Origin of the sequence: Flavobacterium panici (assembly GCF_903819335.1) — a bacterium.
GTDB lineage: Bacteria > Bacteroidota > Bacteroidia > Flavobacteriales > Flavobacteriaceae > Flavobacterium > Flavobacterium panici.
Genome location: NZ_CAIJDE010000046.1, coordinates 49500 through 65355 on the forward strand (window position 1 = coordinate 49500; position 15856 = coordinate 65355).

The window sequence follows — 15856 nt, forward strand, 5'->3', positions numbered from 1 at the left end:
GGTTAAGATTTGCTGCTTAAAGTAATTCGGGTTCTAATTCGGCTTAAACTTTCCGGCTGAATTCCTAAATAACTGGCAATGTGTTTTAAGGAAACTCTTTCGACCACTTTTGGACAGTATTTTAAAAAACGTAGATAACGTTCTTCCGGAGATAATAATGACATTGCCATATTTCTTCCTGTTAAACCTTTAATGGTTCGTTCCATCATAATTCGCAGGAAGGAATTAAAAACAGGATATTGTAAAACCAGTTTTTCAAAATCTTCTTTGTAGGCCAAATAAACTATCGAATCTTCGAGAGCTTCAATGTTTAATAAAGAAGGTTTGCCGTATAAAAAACTTTCAAAGTCTGAATACCAATCGTTTTCAAAAAAGAAATTTCCGGTTGATTCTACGCCGTCAACCAAATAATAATAACGAATACTGCCCTCAGCAATAAAAATTCCGAAATTACAAATATCTCCTTCTACCAAAAGATGTTCGTTTTTTTTGACAGTTTTAAAGCGAAGTATGCTTTCAAAAGCCAAGCTTTCTTCTTCATTAAATTCTATCATTCGGGATAAATCTGTAATAACACATTCCATGATTATCAAGGTTTTAGAAATAAAATAGTTTTTAGTTGTTAAAATAAATAACTTAAACTATCGAAAAAAATTGCGCTAAAAACTTTAATAAACAGAAACATAACCTACTACATCGTTATTTAACTTCCCGTATATTATTTTCTGCTTTTTAAGAATTCAGCAAATTGTTTAGTATCAAAATAAAATGGTCGAATGGCTGTAATTTTTCCGTTTTTCAAATCAAAATGTTCTGAAATAGGCATTGAAAGATATTTACCAGATTTTTTTGATTTGCATTTTATGGTAAAATAAATAATGACTTCATTTTTAGTTGCATCGCTAAAATAAGTAGGTTCTTTTTCGATTTCTAAATCAAAAAACTCAGCAGATTTTGCATACATTTTAGTCCATTCGTTAAACCCAATATAAGTTCCGCCGTAAGGCAAACCTTCTGCTTGACTACAAACTGCACCATCTTCAATTATTGCTGCCATTTTTACAAAATCCCTTGTTTTAAAAAGGCATTCGTAATATTGCGCTACAACTTTATAATTATCAGCTTCAAGATTTTGTAAAACTTCAGCATCAGACAAAGTAACTTCTGTATTCCAAAAACCAATAATTTTACTTACCTGACCTTTTCCATTTAATCTGGCAAAATCTCGGCCTCCCATTATAGGTTCTTTTTTCTTTGCGTCAATAATTTTCCACTCCCAGGTTACATAATTGTCTTTTACAACTTTTGCTCCCGATGTTAATACTGCATCAGGAAACTTTTTATAAAACTCATTTATAACATTATTTAAAGCTGCCTGACCTTTTATTGAAGCCGAAGGATCTTCAAAAGTACTGTCGTCCAGCCAGATTGATTTGATCAGTTTTAATCTTGCATCACTATTTTTCTCCTGCCAAACTTTTTCGTAAACCGCAATTGGATTTAATTTATCTTTCTTTTGAGCAAAAAGACCATTCAGCATAAAAAGGAAACATACAAAGTAGATTTTTCTCATAAGTTGTTAGATTAGATTTAGTTAAAAGCTTATATTTTAAGTAGAAAACCAAATTTACCATAAAAACATTAGAAAACCACGATATTGCTGCAATTTACCATCAATTCAAAATCCTGAGCGTTTACTGACCATTTTTAGATTTTTTGCAATAATTCTTTTGAAAAATAAATTTCTATTGAAAAACAGAAACTTCATCAGCTAGTTTAAAAGCATTTTTAAGTTCCTTTTCCCATTCTAAAACGCTTTCTGTCGAAGCTCTGTCTGCCTTGTCAAAATAAAAATGCTGTTTGATTTCAAATCCGCAATATTTAAAAACTCCAATGTCTGAAGTTAATTCCAAAGCTTTGTCCATTCCCATTGCTTCGTATTCAGCATTCGATTTTCCATGAGAATTTACAATAATGGCTTTTTTTCCTTTCAGCAGGCCTTTTTGAACGCCCTGATCGTATCGATACGCAAATCCGTAACTAAAAACACGGTCAATATAACCTTTCATAATAGCCGGCATTCCTGTCCACCAAATTGGGTAAACAAAAATAATTTGATCTGCCCACGAAATAAAATCTTGTTCTGTTTGGATATCTTCGGCAACTTGTCCCATTCTTTGTCCATGCATATCCTGCAAAGAAAGAACCGGATTAAAATTGATTTCATTTAAATCACGAACCACAATTTCTTGTCCTGATTTTTCTAAAGATGCTACGATTGTGTTTTTGAAGAAATGGTTTAAACTTGCTTCGTTTGGATGTGCGTAAATAATTAAATTTTTCATGTTTTCTAGTTTTAAAGATTGAACATGACAAATGTATAACGCAGGTTTGGGGAGTAATTGTAAGAAAACGAAATCGGCTTTACTGAGGTTTTGAACTGCAGATGTCGTTTTGAAATTTGAGGAACTTTGTTGGCGAAATATTCATATAATATTTAAAGTCGTGAATAAGCTGGCTTTGATCGTAATAACCGCATTCGTCAACAATCGTTAACCAATCTATTTTTAAATCGTTTAGTATATTTTTCTGAATTTGATCAACGGCTTTTAAAAATCTTTCATACCGATTGGCTTCTTTAACGGAATAACCAAAAACTTTCTTTTGATTGAGCTGAATGTTTCTTTCGGTTTGGTTTATCTGTGAAGCAATTGCTTTTATCGGATTCAAATTCTCGTTCTGAAAATCGTTTAAAAGAGTTGTAATTTTGGTTTGTTCCCTTAAATAAGGTTTGCAGAAATCTAAAATATAATCTACACGTTCTTTTGGATCAGCAATATTCTGAAGTTCTTCCCATAAAACCGTAAAACAGTTTTCATTAATTAAATCATCGGGATGAATGGGCATCGAATCAAAAAGTGCATTGCCAAAGAATCTGTAAAAAGCATCTTCTTTAAAATTGGCAACTAAAATTTGTGAACCTGGTTCTAAAGTATAATCAAAAGCTTGTTTGATTGGCCCCAAAACAATGCATTTTTCAACTTCCAGAAAAGTATTCTGCTGCGATTTTAAAGAGGATTTTGTTCCGAAGTTAAAAGCCAGAATGCTTTGAAAACTTGGCAATAAAGTTTTGGTTATGGGAAATTCTGTTTTATTTTCGGCAAAGTAGAAATGCGAAAAAACAGTTTCAAATGCTGAAGGAACGGCAATTCTGTAATTGTTATTTTCTTCAGCATTTTTCATACTTTATCTTCTAACTTTTTTTAATCCGTTTCTGTATCTAAAAAAATTAAACACATAGAAACATAGCTTTTTAATGTGCTAAAAAGGGAATCAAGAGAAACTCATTTCTCACACATAGTATCTATGTATATTTAGAGTAAGTGAAACGCCTTTTTTAAAGTTACAAAATCTATGTTTCTATGTGTTTAAATTATATTTAACGCTTTTATTTAATAAACTCAGCTTCAAACAAATTAGCTACATGTTTGATAATTTTAGACTTTACTTCTTCCTCGTCAACTTTTTCTACGCCAAGTTCTACGTTTAAAGAGGTAACGCCTTTTCCGCGAATGCCGCACGGAATTATATTATCAAAATAACCTAAATCTACATTTACATTTAAAGCAAATCCGTGCATCGTAACCCAGCGTGAAGCGCGAACGCCCATTGCACAAATCTTACGCGCAAACGGAGTTCCAACACCAAGCCAGACTCCGGTTTCGCCTTCGCTTCTGCCCGACTCTAAACCGTATTCTGCTAAAGTTAAAATCATTGCTTCTTCCAGAAAACGTAAATATTTATGAATATCCGTAAAGAAATTTTCTAAATCCAGAATAGGATACCCTACAATTTGTCCCGGTCCGTGATACGTAATATCACCGCCGCGATTGATTTTATAGAAAGTAGCCCCTTTTGCTTCGAGCTGTTTTTCGTTTAATAATAAGTTTTCAAAATCGCCGCTTTTGCCTAAAGTATAAACATGCGGATGTTCTACAAACAACAAATAATTTGGTGTTGGCAAGTCAAGTTCTTCTCTTCTGTTTTTGATTTTTAAGTCAACAATATCCTGAAAAAGCTCTTCCTGATATTCCCAAGTCGATTTATAATCTCGGTTTCCAAGATCTTGAAGTTGAATTTTTGTATTCATTTTAATTATTTTTCAAACTCGACATCAAAGTTAAGTTTGTCAGGATTCTCCATATAATCCGTGAAAGTGTATTGAATTGTAATTGATTTTCTATCGTCGCTGAATAAAGCATTCGGGTTCGATACTTTTTTTATTTTCTTCGGAAAGTGATATTTGATAATATAATTAGATGAAGCGAACATCATTTTAGACATATCTGGTGCCGAATCTTTTTTTACTTCTGCCAGTTTCTGTTTGTCAATTATGGCTTTTCTGGTAAATTTCTTTCCGTCGTAAGTATAACTTAGTTTACTGTTATTGTTTCCAAAATTACTTCCCATTGGATTTGCCGCTGCTGCCCCGCCTTCTAATTTTTGAAGTGTACTTGCCGTTTGCAAAATATCCTGAAGTTCGTTTACGCTTTTAAAATCAGTCTCAAAAGTCATTAAAAACTGTTTTTTCTCAGCGCTCATTTTAGTATGAACTACAAAATTTTCTAGTTTTTTAATTTCCTGCTGTGCTTCGGGAGACATTTTTGCGATGCTGTCTTTTTTATCTGCAAATAATTGTTTGAAGGTAAAAGTAGAATCAATGTCTTTTTTAGCGTCGGCTCCCATCTGGCTGCCAACTTGATCGCCTGCCATTTCCATCAATGCAGAACCATCCATGTCTACAGAGAATTTTCCGCTTCCGTTATCGTTAATGTAAATATTTTCAGTGAAAGTACAGCTTGTTAATGTCGCTATTAAAAAAGAAAAACTAAGTAGTTTGTATAATTTCATCGTAGTATAATTTTTTATCAAAGATACGAAGAGTATTTTATTTAAAGATACTAAGGTTCTGAGATTCTAAGGTACTAAGATTGGAGTGTGGTTTTTAATGTTTAACTGGAAAATTGACCACGGATTTTACGGATGAAACGGGTTTACACTGATTTCTTTTTTTACTATTGGCAACTTTGTCAAAGTTTTAAACTTTGACAAAGTTCATGCTAAACAATAACCTGTGTAAAGTCGTTTCATCCGTAAAATCCGTGGTCCATAAAACCTACTCTAAAACCACTTCCAAATTTGTCATTTCAGGATCCCTTAAACAATCTGAAAGCTGAAATTCCAGAGTTAAAGCTTTTTTATCAGAACTGATAACCGCTTTTTCATTAGAAACTGATTTTATCTTTTGAGGAAAACTATATTTTAAAGTATAAGTCTGTACTAATTTTAAGTTTCCGTATTTAGATTCATAGTTTTTATATCCATCTTTTGCTTTTTGTAGTTCTTCTGCATTAATAATCGAAACAGAACGTTTAAAAATTTTGCCGTTAAAATCATATGAAATCTTGTAGTAATGAGTTTCGGCAGTTAATGCGTAATTATTTTGAAGATCGTCTGCATAATCTTCTGTTTTATACAAATCCGGAATTTCTGAAACTTTATCAAAATGAAGCGAAAATACACTTCGAAATTCTTTCTCAAACGAACTCTTTTTAAGATGTACTTTTACATTGCTATATTTTTGAAATAGCTTTTGCTCCTCGGGCGTATATTTTAAAAATGTTTCCTTGTATTTTTCAATGTATTCCTTAAAAACATATGTGGTGTCCTGAAACACATTTTCACGTCCATACGACTCTCCCGCCAATTGCATATAACTATTTTCTTCGCGAAGCTGCTCCATTTTAATATCTCCGCTTCCGTCAGGATTAATGGTTATGGTTTCGGTAATTTGGCAGCTTGTTAATAGAATTAGAAATAGAAAGGCTGATAGGTATTTCATTTTTTTTGGAAGGTTCTTAGGTTCTAAGTTGCTAAGATACTGAGTTTTTTATTTAATTTCTTACAGAAATTTAGGTTTGTGTGTCCTTGCAAGGAACGAAACAATCTCACGATCAAAATGAAAACAATCCATCCATTTCTCTATTCATTTTAAAGATTGAAATCCAATAAATTGCTATTACAAAAAATCTAAAACCTGCATTCTAAAATCTACATTCTTTTCTTTATCTTTGCACACTTAAAAAAAGAGCATAAAATGGCATTATCAGAACAAGAAATCATCAGAAGAGAAAAACTTCAAAACTTACGCAGTCTGGGAATCAATCCTTATCCAGCTAATCTTTTTCCTGTAAATCATACTTCTAAGCAAATAAAGGAGTCATTTGAAGAAGGTAAGAAGGTTATCGTTGCGGGTCGTTTGATGAGCGTGAGAGATCAGGGAAAAGCTTGTTTTGCTGAATTGCAGGATAGCGAAGGACGTATTCAATTATACGTAAATCGTGATGTTTTGTGTGAAGGTGACGATAAAACTTTATACAATCAGGTATTTAAAAAATTAACTGATTTAGGTGACTTTATTGGTATTGAAGGAGAATTGTTTACTACACAAGTTGGTGCAAAATGTATTCGTGTAAACGGATTTACTTTTCTGAGTAAAACATTACGTCCGCTTCCTTTACCAAAAGTTGATGAAGAAGGAAATGTACACGATGCTTTTAATGATGCGGAGTTACGTTACAGAATGCGTTATGTAGATTTAACGGTAAATCAACATGTTAAAGAAACTTTCATTAAACGTACTAAGTTATTTAGCGCTATGCGTGGGTACTTTAACGACGCTGGATATCTTGAAGTTGAAACTCCGGTTTTACAGCCAATTCCGGGTGGAGCTGCAGCACGTCCGTTTATCACACACCATAATTCGCTTGATATTCCGCTTTACATGCGTATCGCAAACGAATTGTATTTAAAAAGATTAATTGTTGGTGGATTTGAAGGTGTTTATGAGTTCTCTAAAAACTTCCGTAATGAAGGTATGGACAGAACGCATAATCCTGAATTTACTGCAATGGAAATATATGTAGCTTACAAAGACTACAACTGGATGATGGAATTTGCTGAAGGATTGCTTGAACACTGCGCTATTGCAGTAAATGGAACAAGCGAAGTTACTTTTGGCGAGCACAAAATCAACTTTAAAGCGCCTTATGCACGTGTTACAATGACAGATTCTATCAAACATTTTACTGGATTTGACATTTCAGGAAAAACGGAAGAAGAATTGTTTGAAGCTGCAAGAGGAATGGGAATTGAAGTTGACAAAACAATGGGTAAAGGAAAATTGATTGATGAAATTTTTGGAGCAAAATGCGAAGGAAACTATATTCAGCCAACTTTCATTACTGATTATCCGAAAGAAATGTCACCTCTTTGTAAAGAACACCGCGACAATCCTGAACTTACAGAGCGTTTTGAATTAATGGTTTGTGGTAAAGAAATCGCAAATGCTTATTCTGAATTAAATGACCCAATTGATCAGCGTGAGCGTTTTGAAGATCAAATGCGTTTATCTGAAAAAGGTGATGATGAAGCGAATGGTGTTATTGACGAAGATTTCTTAAGAGCTCTTGAATACGGTATGCCCCCAACTTCTGGAATGGGAATTGGAATGGACCGTTTGATTATGTATTTAACAAACAATGCTTCTATTCAGGAAGTATTATTGTTCCCGCAAATGCGTCCGGAGAAAAAACAAGCTCAAATTGAACTTTCTGATGAAGAAAAGGTAATCATTACTTTATTGAAAGGAAACGAAAATAAAATGGAATTAGGACAGCTAAAAGTTACGGCTAACTTAAGTGGTAAAAAATGGGATGCGTCTATGAAAAACTTATCGAAACATGGTTTGACTAAAGTTGTCGTTGACGGCGAGTTTAAAACTGTGGAATTGGTGGAGTAATCTTTGTCTTATTTTATTACAAATACAGCCCGATAGGTTTATAACTTATCGGGTTTTTTATTTAAAATTGTATAACCTTAAAAAATCGAATTATGAATACTTTAAAGGTTTATCAGTTTAACCAACTTGAATTAGATATGCTTAAAGAAAGCGAAGAAGATATAAAATATGGCAGAGTTATTTCTCAGGAAGATTTAGACAAAGAAGATCTTGAATGGCTTTCTCAAATATGATATTAACCTCGACAGGAAACCATCGGTTTTTTTTATGTCTTATTGTTGTCGAATTAGATTGCGTAGACGCACTGCTGTATGTCTTTACGGAATATCTTTATGTACATTTTTAACAATAATTAATATTCCGTTAGGAATATCTCATCGGTAGAAAAAAAATAATATTGTTTTGGATCGTGTCCCATCGGGACACCTGGTTTTACGAAAATAAAACATCTGCCTTGTTAATCAAATGTTCCTACGGAACATATAATCGCAATTCAAATTTAATTCTACCGATGAGACATTCCTACGGAATGAACTGCTTTTTCTAATAAATTTGACTAAAACGAATACTTCTCCAACTTCTTCTCATAAATATCCAAAACCTTTGTACTTTCTTTTGGAAGATCACCTTTCCATTTTTCCTCAATAGATGGATTTGCTGGATATTTTCCGTTTTTCATTTTTATATGATGAAACAAACCTCCGCTTTTCATTAAAAGATCATAAAAATTTTCTGTTGATGAAGTCGTTACATAAATTGGAAAATCGGTAACGGTGAAATGATTAATTACACTTCCGTCGTTATTTAAAATATAACCCGAACAGCCTCCGCTTCCGCAGAAATAGGAATTGGAGAAACCAACAAAATATTCATTTTTCTTATCGTTATTTAAATCAAAAGCTTCGTAATAAAAGAATCGATCTTCTTTTGTCACTTTGGGAATATCTTTCTTTAATAAAACATTCAATTGTTTTCGAATCAATTCAGCTGCTTTATCATCTTTTGCGGGAGCATTGCTTACATCCGCAGTCCCTCCAATTGTTTTATAAAGTGTATCCTGAACAATCGTTTTAATAATACTTTTTGATTCCGTTTTACTTTGACAAGAATACAATGCCAAAATTGCGATTAGAACTAAAATTTTATTTTTCATAATCTGATATTTTAAATCTACATCTTCCTTTACAACTAATTAAATTACGAAAAATATTCAACAAGCTCATTAAACCAGCTGCGCCGCTTTATTTTCAATATCATTTTGCGTCAATAATGATTTTATATTATTGAAAGTTACCAAAGCAATCTGCGTTAAAGCTTCATTGGTAAAAAATGCCTGGTGCGCCGTTACCAAAACATTCGGAAAGCTCATTAAACGCTGAATCGCATCATCCTGAATAATATCAGCAGAAAGATCTCTAAAGAATAATTTTTCTTCCTGCTCGTAAACATCAATCCCTAAATAACCTATTTTACCTTCTTTTAAACCTTCAATAACGCAGGCCGTTTCAATTAATCCGCCGCGGCTTGTATTGATAATCATAACGCTGTCTTTCATTAAAGCAATCGAATCTTTATTAATAACATGCTTTGTTTGATCGTTTAGCGGACAGTGAAGTGAAATTATATCACTCGATTTAAATATTTCTTCTAAACCAACAAAAGAAACGCCGTCTTTCACCATTTCCTCATTTGTCACAATATCATACGCCAGAACTTTACAGCCAAAACCTAAAGCGATTTTCGCGAAAGCTTTTCCAATATTTCCAGTTCCGATAATTCCGATTGTTTTTCCAAATAAATCAAAACCTAACAATCCGTTTAAGGAGAAATTTTGCTCCCGAACTCTGTTGTACGCTTTATGTGTTTTTCGGTTTAAAGTTAAAATCATCGCCATCGCATGTTCTGCAACTGCCTGCGGCGAATAAGCCGGAACACGGCATACTTTTAAATTGTATTTTTTGGCAGCTTCTAAGTCAACATTATTAAAACCTGCACAGCGTAGTGCAATGATTTTTACTTTTTTTTCTGCCAATTGTTTAATTACAGCTTCGTTGACAATGTCATTTACAAAGACGCAGACAATTTCTGCTTTTTCAATTAAAATTACCGTTTGTGGGTTTAATTGTGTTTCAAAAAAATCCAGTTCAAAACCAAAATCGGCATTGTATTTATTGAAGAAAGTTTTATCATACGGCTGCGTTGAAAAGAAAGCAATTTTATGGTTTGAAAAAGAAGAGTTCATGATAATTTGTTTTTGGATTGCATATATTGGTTTCCTAAAAATAAGAAAATATTTTCAATATGCAGGAAAGCCTTGAACTTAAATATTTACATTTCAAAAAGTTAAATAAATAACAATTCAAACAATATTCATTAAACCTATTCAGTTTAATAAAGTCTAAACACTATAACCTTAAAAGAACAAATCATGAAAAAATTATTTATCGCAGCTATGCTATTGATTGGAATAGCAAGTTTTGCACAAGATGCCGACCAAAAACCGGCACGTGAACAAAGAGAAAGATTAACTCCTGAACAACGTAACGAAAAACAATTACAAAAACTAACTACAGAATTGGGTTTAGATGCAAATCAACAAACACAGGTAAAACAACTACTGGCTGAAAGAAGCGCTAAAGCAGAAAAATTGAGAGAAACAAGAGAAGCCAGAAAAGACAGCGATGTAAAACCAACTAATGCAGAAAAAGAAGCTTTTAAAAATGAATTAAAAGCAGAAAAAGAAGCAAACGAAGCAAAAATGAAAGCAATCTTAACTGCGGACCAATACACAAAATGGCAATCTCTAAGAGAAAAAAATAAAGAGAAAGCCAAAGACAAAATGAAAGATTACAAAAAAGAAAACAACTAATATAGTTTACAAAAAGAGGCCGTTGAGCCTCTTTTTTATTTTCAAAAATGATTTATGTTTTCCTTAATAGTTTCTGTTAAATAAAAGATAAATCTGACAATTCGATTAAACTTAATAAATCTGTTGATGTCTAATTGCTATAAACCTTTAAAAAAAACGAAAATGAAAAAATTATTTATCACAGCTTTATTATTCGTTGGAATAGTAAGTTTTGCGCAAGACATCAATCAGAAACCAGCACGCGATCAAAGAGAACATTTAACTCCGGAACAGCGTAATGAAAAGCATTTACAAAAATTAACTTCTGATTTGAATTTAGATAAAAAGCAGCAGGAGCAGGTAAAACAACTTTTGGCTGAAAGAAGTGCTAAAGCAGAAAAATTTAGAGATGCCAGAAAAGACAGTAAAACAAAACCTACTGATGCAGAAAGAGAAGCTTTTAAAAAACAAATTACTGCCGAAAGAGAAGCAAACGATGCTAAAATGAAAGCAATTTTAAATGCGGACCAATACACGAAATGGACGGCTCTAAAAAAAGAGCATGAAGGCCACCGAGGAAAAGGAGATCATAAAGATCATAAAACGCCGCAAGAACGTAATCAGGCACATTTGCAAAAATTAACGACTGATTTAAACTTAAACGCTGATCAGCAAAAACAAGTAAGTGAACTTTTATCTGACAGAAGTACAAAAATGGAAATGCTTAAAAAAAGCAGAAAAGATTCTGATGCAAAACCAACTGACGCTGAAAGAAAAGCCATGAAAAAACAAATGGAAGAAGATCACAAAGCTGCAGATGCAAAAATGAAATCTATTTTAAATGCAGATCAATACAAAAAATGGACTGCCATTAAAAAAGAGCATAAAGACAAAATGAAAGATCACCGAAAAGATAAAATGTAATTGAGATCAAAAAAAAAGAGGCTTTTTAAAGCCTCTTTTTTGTTTTTATAAACACGGATTTCACAAATTGACACCGATTAACTTGTTGTTGCAATAAATTCCACAAACTAGGCTAAATGAAAATTTGTGAAAATTCGTGAAATTCGTGTTATCCCGTGGGCTTTAAAAACCTCTTTTTTATTATTTAAAATGTTTTCGAAACCTTATCGATCGCATTAATAGTAAAGTCTAAATCTTCGTACGTTAAAGCATCAGTAATAAACCATGTTTCGTATGCCGATGGCGCAATATAAATTCCTTCCTGCAATAATCCGTGGAAGAATTTTTTAAACGTTTCGTTATCTCCTTTTGCAGCCGTTTGAAAATCGGTAACCGGATTTGCATCAAAGTGAACAGAAATCATAGAACCTACTCTATTGATGGTAAAAACAACACCATTTGCTTTTAAAACTCTGTCAATTCCAGCTTCTAAATAAGCCGTTTTTTCTTCTAAACGGGTAAAAATTTCACGGTCATTATCCAAAGCTTTCAACATTGCATATCCAGCCGCCATTGCTAACGGATTTCCAGATAAAGTTCCTGCCTGATAAACCGGGCCAAGCGGTGCTAAATAATTCATGATTTCTTCACGGGCAGCAAAAGCTCCAACCGGAAGTCCTCCACCAATTACTTTTCCGAAAGTTACAATATCAGCATTGATATTATACAATTCCTGAACTCCTCCGCGAGCTAAACGGAAACCTGTCATAACCTCATCAAAAATCAATAAGATTCCGTTTGCGGTACACAATTCTCTTAAGCCTTCAAGGAAACCTTTTGCAGGCGGAATACATCCCATATTTCCTGCAACTGCTTCAATAATTATCGTAGCGATTTCACCTTTATTTGCTTCAATTAAAGTTTTTACATTATCTAAATCATTGTATTTTGCCAACAAAGTATCTTTTGCAGTTCCTTCTGTAACGCCCGGACTATTTGGAGATCCAAAAGTTACTGCACCACTTCCCGCCTGAATCAAAAATGAATCAGAATGTCCGTGATAACAGCCTGCAAATTTTATTATTTTATCTCTTTTTGTAAATCCGCGAGCCAAGCGAATCGCGCTCATACAAGCTTCTGTACCAGAATTTACAAAACGGATTTTATCAATATTCGGAACCATAGAAACAGCCAAAGCTGCGATTTCTGTTTCCAGTTCTGTTGGCATTCCAAATGAAGTTCCCAGTTTTGCTTTTTCGATTACTGCATCAACAACCGGCTGATAAGCGTGTCCCAAAACCATTGGCCCCCAAGAGTTGATGTAATCTATTAATTTGTTTCCGTCTTCATCATACAAATAAGCACCTTTGGCACTTTTTACAAAAATTGGAGTTCCGCCAACCGCTTTAAACGCTCTTACTGGTGAATTTACTCCTCCCGGAATTACTTTTTCTGCTTCAGCAAAAAGCTGACTACTTCTTTTATATAACATTCTTATTTTAGATTTTAGAATTCAGATTTTAGATTTAAACTGAAAACTTATTTTTGGATTATTAGATTATTTCAAAACCAGACTGAAAACTGAGACTGCGACTGAAAACTTATTACTTAACCTTCAACCTCTGCCCTATTGAAATCGCATTATCGGTTAGATTATTTTTTTGTTTTAAATCATCAACTAATAAATTGAATTTTTTTGAAATTGAATATAACGTATCTCCTTGCTGTACTTCGTACAAATTAGGATCATTTGAATTTGAATTTGAATTTGTTTTAACCGGAGTTGGGCTTTTAGTTGGGCTTGAAGTTGTTTTACTAATTGGCGTATAATTTTTTCCGGTAACCTGACAATCGTATTGATGCAGATTATAGCGCTCAATATAACTTATTAATTTATCGGGATAATTAGGATCTGTTGCGTAACCTGCCGCTCGCAAACCTTTTGCCCACGATTTATAATCGTCTTTTTCGTAAGTAAATAAAGTCGCATATCTGTTTTTTCCAACTAAAAATAAAGCATGATCGCGGTAAGATTCTGCCGCTTCGGGATATTTTCTAAAACATTCCTGCGCCGAATCATCATCATGACGAACACTTTCTCCAAGCCAGTCTTTATGGCATTTAATTCCAAAATGATTGTTCGCTTCAAGCGCTAAATCTCCTTTACCAGCACCCGATTCCAAGATTCCCTGCGCCAAAATAATACTAGCAGGAATTCCGTACGTTTTCATGTTTCCCATTGCAATATCTTTGAACTGCAAAATGTAATTATTGATTAAATCGCTGGTTACAACTGTTTTTGAAGTAGATTGAATAACCTCAGTTGTATTATTTGTAGAAGGATAATTTTTAACTGCTGGTTTGCTGTAGACTGGTTTTTTCGTCGTCGCTACTCTTGGCTTTTGAACCGTCGTTTTTTTCGTTGCAGCGACAGCTGGTTTGCTTGACGAACAGCTTGCCAAAACTAGTATTGTAAAGAGCAGTACAATTTTTTTAATCATTTTTTTTAAGTATTGGTAATTTTTTCTGCTTCAACTTTATATTCATTCCTTCAATTCCCTGTAATCCGCCGGTGTGAATGAGTAGTATTTTTGAATGTGCAGGAAAATAATTTTTGTTGATTAAATCTATAACGCCAAAAACCATCTTTCCTGTATAAATTGGATCTAAGGGCACTTTTGTTTCTTCAAAAAAACCATTGATAAATTCGATTAATTCCAAATTTATCTTGCCATAACCTCCAAAATGATAGTCAGAAATTAAATTCCAGTTATCTTTTTTTGCAAAAATACGAATTTCATCGCTTAAAAAGTCACCTTTTAACGCCGGAAAACCCAAAATTTTCTGATTTTCCTTAGCACTATTTATTAATCCGGAAATTGTTCCGCAAGTTCCTACAGCGCAGCAAACGTAATTAAAAACCGAATCTTCATCGGTTAAAATCTCTTCGCAGCCTTTTACGGCGAGTTCGTTTGTTCCGCCTTCGGGAACTAAATAAAAATCGCCAAACTTATCTTTTAGCTTTTCTATATAGGAAGTTTCACTTTTTAAACGATATTCTTCGCGAGAAACAAATTCAAATTGCATTCCGTTTTCCTGAGCGAATTTTAACGTTGGATTTTCTTCTATTTTATCAAAAAGTTCATCGCCGCGAATAATACCGATAGTTTTAAAACCCTGCTCTTTTCCGGCAAAAGCTACTGCCGCAATATGATTAGAAAATGCCCCGCCAAAAGTCAACAAAGTTTCCTTATTTTCGGCTTTCGCCTGAAGTAAATTGTACTTTAATTTTCTGAATTTATTACCCGAAACAAACGGATGAATTAAATCTTCGCGCTTTATTGTCAAAGAAATATCATTGGGAAAATCAATAGAAATATGTTGATTGAAAACTGGGTTCATTTTAATAAAGTTCAAAGTCGAAAGTGATAATTCATATTTTAATATCTTTAAAGCTTAAAGCTTAAAGCCTATTGCTTATTGCTTACTTTAATGTAATGTAGAAACTGAAAAAAGGATCGGTTTTTTAAATATGTAAAATCGGCTTCTTTGGCGTAAGCTTCTCTTTCAAAACTGATATTTCGATAGGCCAATTCTGCATTTTTATATTGAAGTAAGCGAATTAAATATTCCAGAAAATACCAGACAAAAAACGGAATTACTAAAAGTTCTAACTGCTGTCGCAAATGTATTTTTTCATGATTAACAAAAACTGCATTTGCTTTATCAAAACCATATTTTACAATCACAAACGGAAATACAGCCATTCCGCGATATCCTTTCGGAATTAAATATTTGGCAACAATCAGAAACATTGGCTGTAAAATTTATAAATTTGTAGCTATAAAATTGTTCGATTTCAATAAAATCATAATCAAATATTTATATTTTTGATTTTTAAAGTTACCGAAACACGAACGCGAAGCAGATTTATGAAAGAGCAAAGTAATGAAAATAAATTAATCGAAGGCGAAGATTTTTACTATACACCCGAAGGTTACAAATGCTTTACTGAAAAACACCATTTAAAAAGAGGTTATTGCTGTAAAAGCGGCTGCCGTCATTGTCCGTACGGTTTTGATAAAAGAACGGGAGAAATCAGAAAATCAAATCCCAAATTTTAAATTCCAAATTCCAAATTCCAAATTCCAATCTAAAATCTAAAATCTAAAATCTAAAATCTAAAATCAACAATCTAAAATATCATATGGATATCCATTCAAGAAAATTCAGGATTAAAATCC

18 protein-coding genes are annotated in these 15856 nt (G+C 33.1%); 5 read left to right on the forward strand and 13 right to left on the reverse strand.

Translation table 11 applies throughout. The features are described 5' to 3' along the window. Positions 1-2: 2 nt before the first annotated feature. The 7 genes from FLAPXU55_RS14235 to FLAPXU55_RS14265 form a co-directional block, all read right to left on the reverse strand. Entirely contained in the window at positions 3-584 is a 582-nt protein-coding gene (locus FLAPXU55_RS14235; RefSeq protein WP_180858520.1) for a Crp/Fnr family transcriptional regulator, read from the reverse strand. A gap of 134 nt (positions 585-718) precedes the next feature. Continuing rightward, positions 719-1573 carry a nuclear transport factor 2 family protein gene (locus FLAPXU55_RS14240; RefSeq protein WP_180858522.1) on the reverse strand — a complete coding sequence of 285 codons (855 nt, stop codon included), beginning with the start codon at positions 1571-1573 and terminating at the stop codon, positions 719-721. A 172-nt stretch (positions 1574-1745) separates the two neighbouring features. Then, positions 1746-2345: an NAD(P)H-dependent oxidoreductase gene (locus tag FLAPXU55_RS14245; RefSeq protein WP_180858524.1), complete on the reverse strand. Its 600-nt coding sequence runs from the start codon at positions 2343-2345 to the stop codon at positions 1746-1748. A 79-nt stretch (positions 2346-2424) separates the two neighbouring features. Further along, complete coding sequence (locus FLAPXU55_RS14250; protein WP_180858526.1) at positions 2425-3243, reverse strand: AraC family transcriptional regulator; 819 nt, start codon at positions 3241-3243, stop codon at positions 2425-2427. 205 nt (positions 3244-3448) lie between these two features. After that, the gene (gene lipB / locus FLAPXU55_RS14255) at positions 3449-4150 is read right to left on the reverse strand and encodes a lipoyl(octanoyl) transferase LipB (protein WP_180858528.1); all 702 of its coding nucleotides are present in this window, start codon (positions 4148-4150) and stop codon (positions 3449-3451) included. 5 nt (positions 4151-4155) lie between these two features. Next, entirely contained in the window at positions 4156-4911 is a 756-nt protein-coding gene (locus FLAPXU55_RS14260) for a hypothetical protein (protein WP_180858530.1), read from the reverse strand. Positions 4912-5176: 265 nt separating this feature from the next. Continuing rightward, complete coding sequence (locus FLAPXU55_RS14265) at positions 5177-5902, reverse strand: hypothetical protein (RefSeq protein ID WP_180858532.1); 726 nt, start codon at positions 5900-5902, stop codon at positions 5177-5179. Positions 5903-6157: 255 nt separating this feature from the next. On the opposite strand from FLAPXU55_RS14265, the gene lysS reads away from it, so the two are divergent. Beyond that, entirely contained in the window at positions 6158-7861 is a 1704-nt protein-coding gene (gene lysS / locus FLAPXU55_RS14270; RefSeq protein WP_180858534.1) for a lysine--tRNA ligase, read from the forward strand. 92 nt (positions 7862-7953) lie between these two features. Next, entirely contained in the window at positions 7954-8094 is a 141-nt protein-coding gene (locus FLAPXU55_RS14275) for a hypothetical protein (protein WP_180858536.1), read from the forward strand. Between the two features lie 323 nt (positions 8095-8417). On the opposite strand, the gene FLAPXU55_RS14280 is transcribed toward FLAPXU55_RS14275, so the two are convergent. Together FLAPXU55_RS14280 and FLAPXU55_RS14285 are read right to left on the reverse strand one after the other, a co-directional pair. Further along, positions 8418-9014, reverse strand: a complete 597-nt coding sequence (locus FLAPXU55_RS14280; RefSeq protein ID WP_180858538.1) for a hypothetical protein — start codon at positions 9012-9014, stop codon at positions 8418-8420. Between the two features lie 69 nt (positions 9015-9083). Then, positions 9084-10103, reverse strand: a complete 1020-nt coding sequence (locus tag FLAPXU55_RS14285; protein WP_180858540.1) for a 2-hydroxyacid dehydrogenase — start codon at positions 10101-10103, stop codon at positions 9084-9086. Between the two features lie 186 nt (positions 10104-10289). On the opposite strand from FLAPXU55_RS14285, the gene FLAPXU55_RS14290 reads away from it, so the two are divergent. Together FLAPXU55_RS14290 and FLAPXU55_RS24120 are read left to right on the forward strand one after the other, a co-directional pair. Beyond that, positions 10290-10730: an SPFH domain-containing protein gene (locus FLAPXU55_RS14290; protein WP_180858542.1), complete on the forward strand. Its 441-nt coding sequence runs from the start codon at positions 10290-10292 to the stop codon at positions 10728-10730. Positions 10731-10892: 162 nt separating this feature from the next. Continuing rightward, a complete protein-coding gene (locus tag FLAPXU55_RS24120; RefSeq protein WP_235992054.1) occupies positions 10893-11633 on the forward strand; it encodes a hypothetical protein in 741 nt (246 codons plus the stop codon). Positions 11634-11817: 184 nt separating this feature from the next. Here the strand turns inward: FLAPXU55_RS24120 and hemL are convergent, their stop codons facing one another. From hemL to FLAPXU55_RS14315, 4 genes are all read right to left on the reverse strand, one after another. Continuing rightward, positions 11818-13104, reverse strand: a complete 1287-nt coding sequence (gene hemL / locus FLAPXU55_RS14300; protein ID WP_180858544.1) for a glutamate-1-semialdehyde 2,1-aminomutase — start codon at positions 13102-13104, stop codon at positions 11818-11820. A gap of 112 nt (positions 13105-13216) precedes the next feature. Beyond that, the gene (locus FLAPXU55_RS14305) at positions 13217-14113 is read right to left on the reverse strand and encodes a glucosaminidase domain-containing protein (RefSeq protein WP_180858546.1); all 897 of its coding nucleotides are present in this window, start codon (positions 14111-14113) and stop codon (positions 13217-13219) included. Beyond that, positions 14106-15014, reverse strand: coding sequence for a 1-aminocyclopropane-1-carboxylate deaminase/D-cysteine desulfhydrase (locus FLAPXU55_RS14310; RefSeq protein WP_180858548.1), 909 nt, complete (start codon positions 15012-15014; stop codon positions 14106-14108). The genes FLAPXU55_RS14305 and FLAPXU55_RS14310 overlap by 8 nt, the downstream gene beginning before the upstream one ends. Positions 15015-15082: 68 nt before the next feature. Further along, positions 15083-15427 carry a hypothetical protein gene (locus tag FLAPXU55_RS14315; RefSeq protein WP_180858550.1) on the reverse strand — a complete coding sequence of 115 codons (345 nt, stop codon included), beginning with the start codon at positions 15425-15427 and terminating at the stop codon, positions 15083-15085. Positions 15428-15544: 117 nt separating this feature from the next. Here FLAPXU55_RS14315 and FLAPXU55_RS14320 point away from each other — a divergent pair, with 117 nt between their 5' ends. Next, on the forward strand, positions 15545-15736 hold the full coding sequence (locus FLAPXU55_RS14320) for a DUF5522 domain-containing protein (protein WP_053470521.1): 192 nt from the start codon (positions 15545-15547) through the stop codon (positions 15734-15736). The last annotated feature ends 120 nt before the right edge of the window (positions 15737-15856 follow it).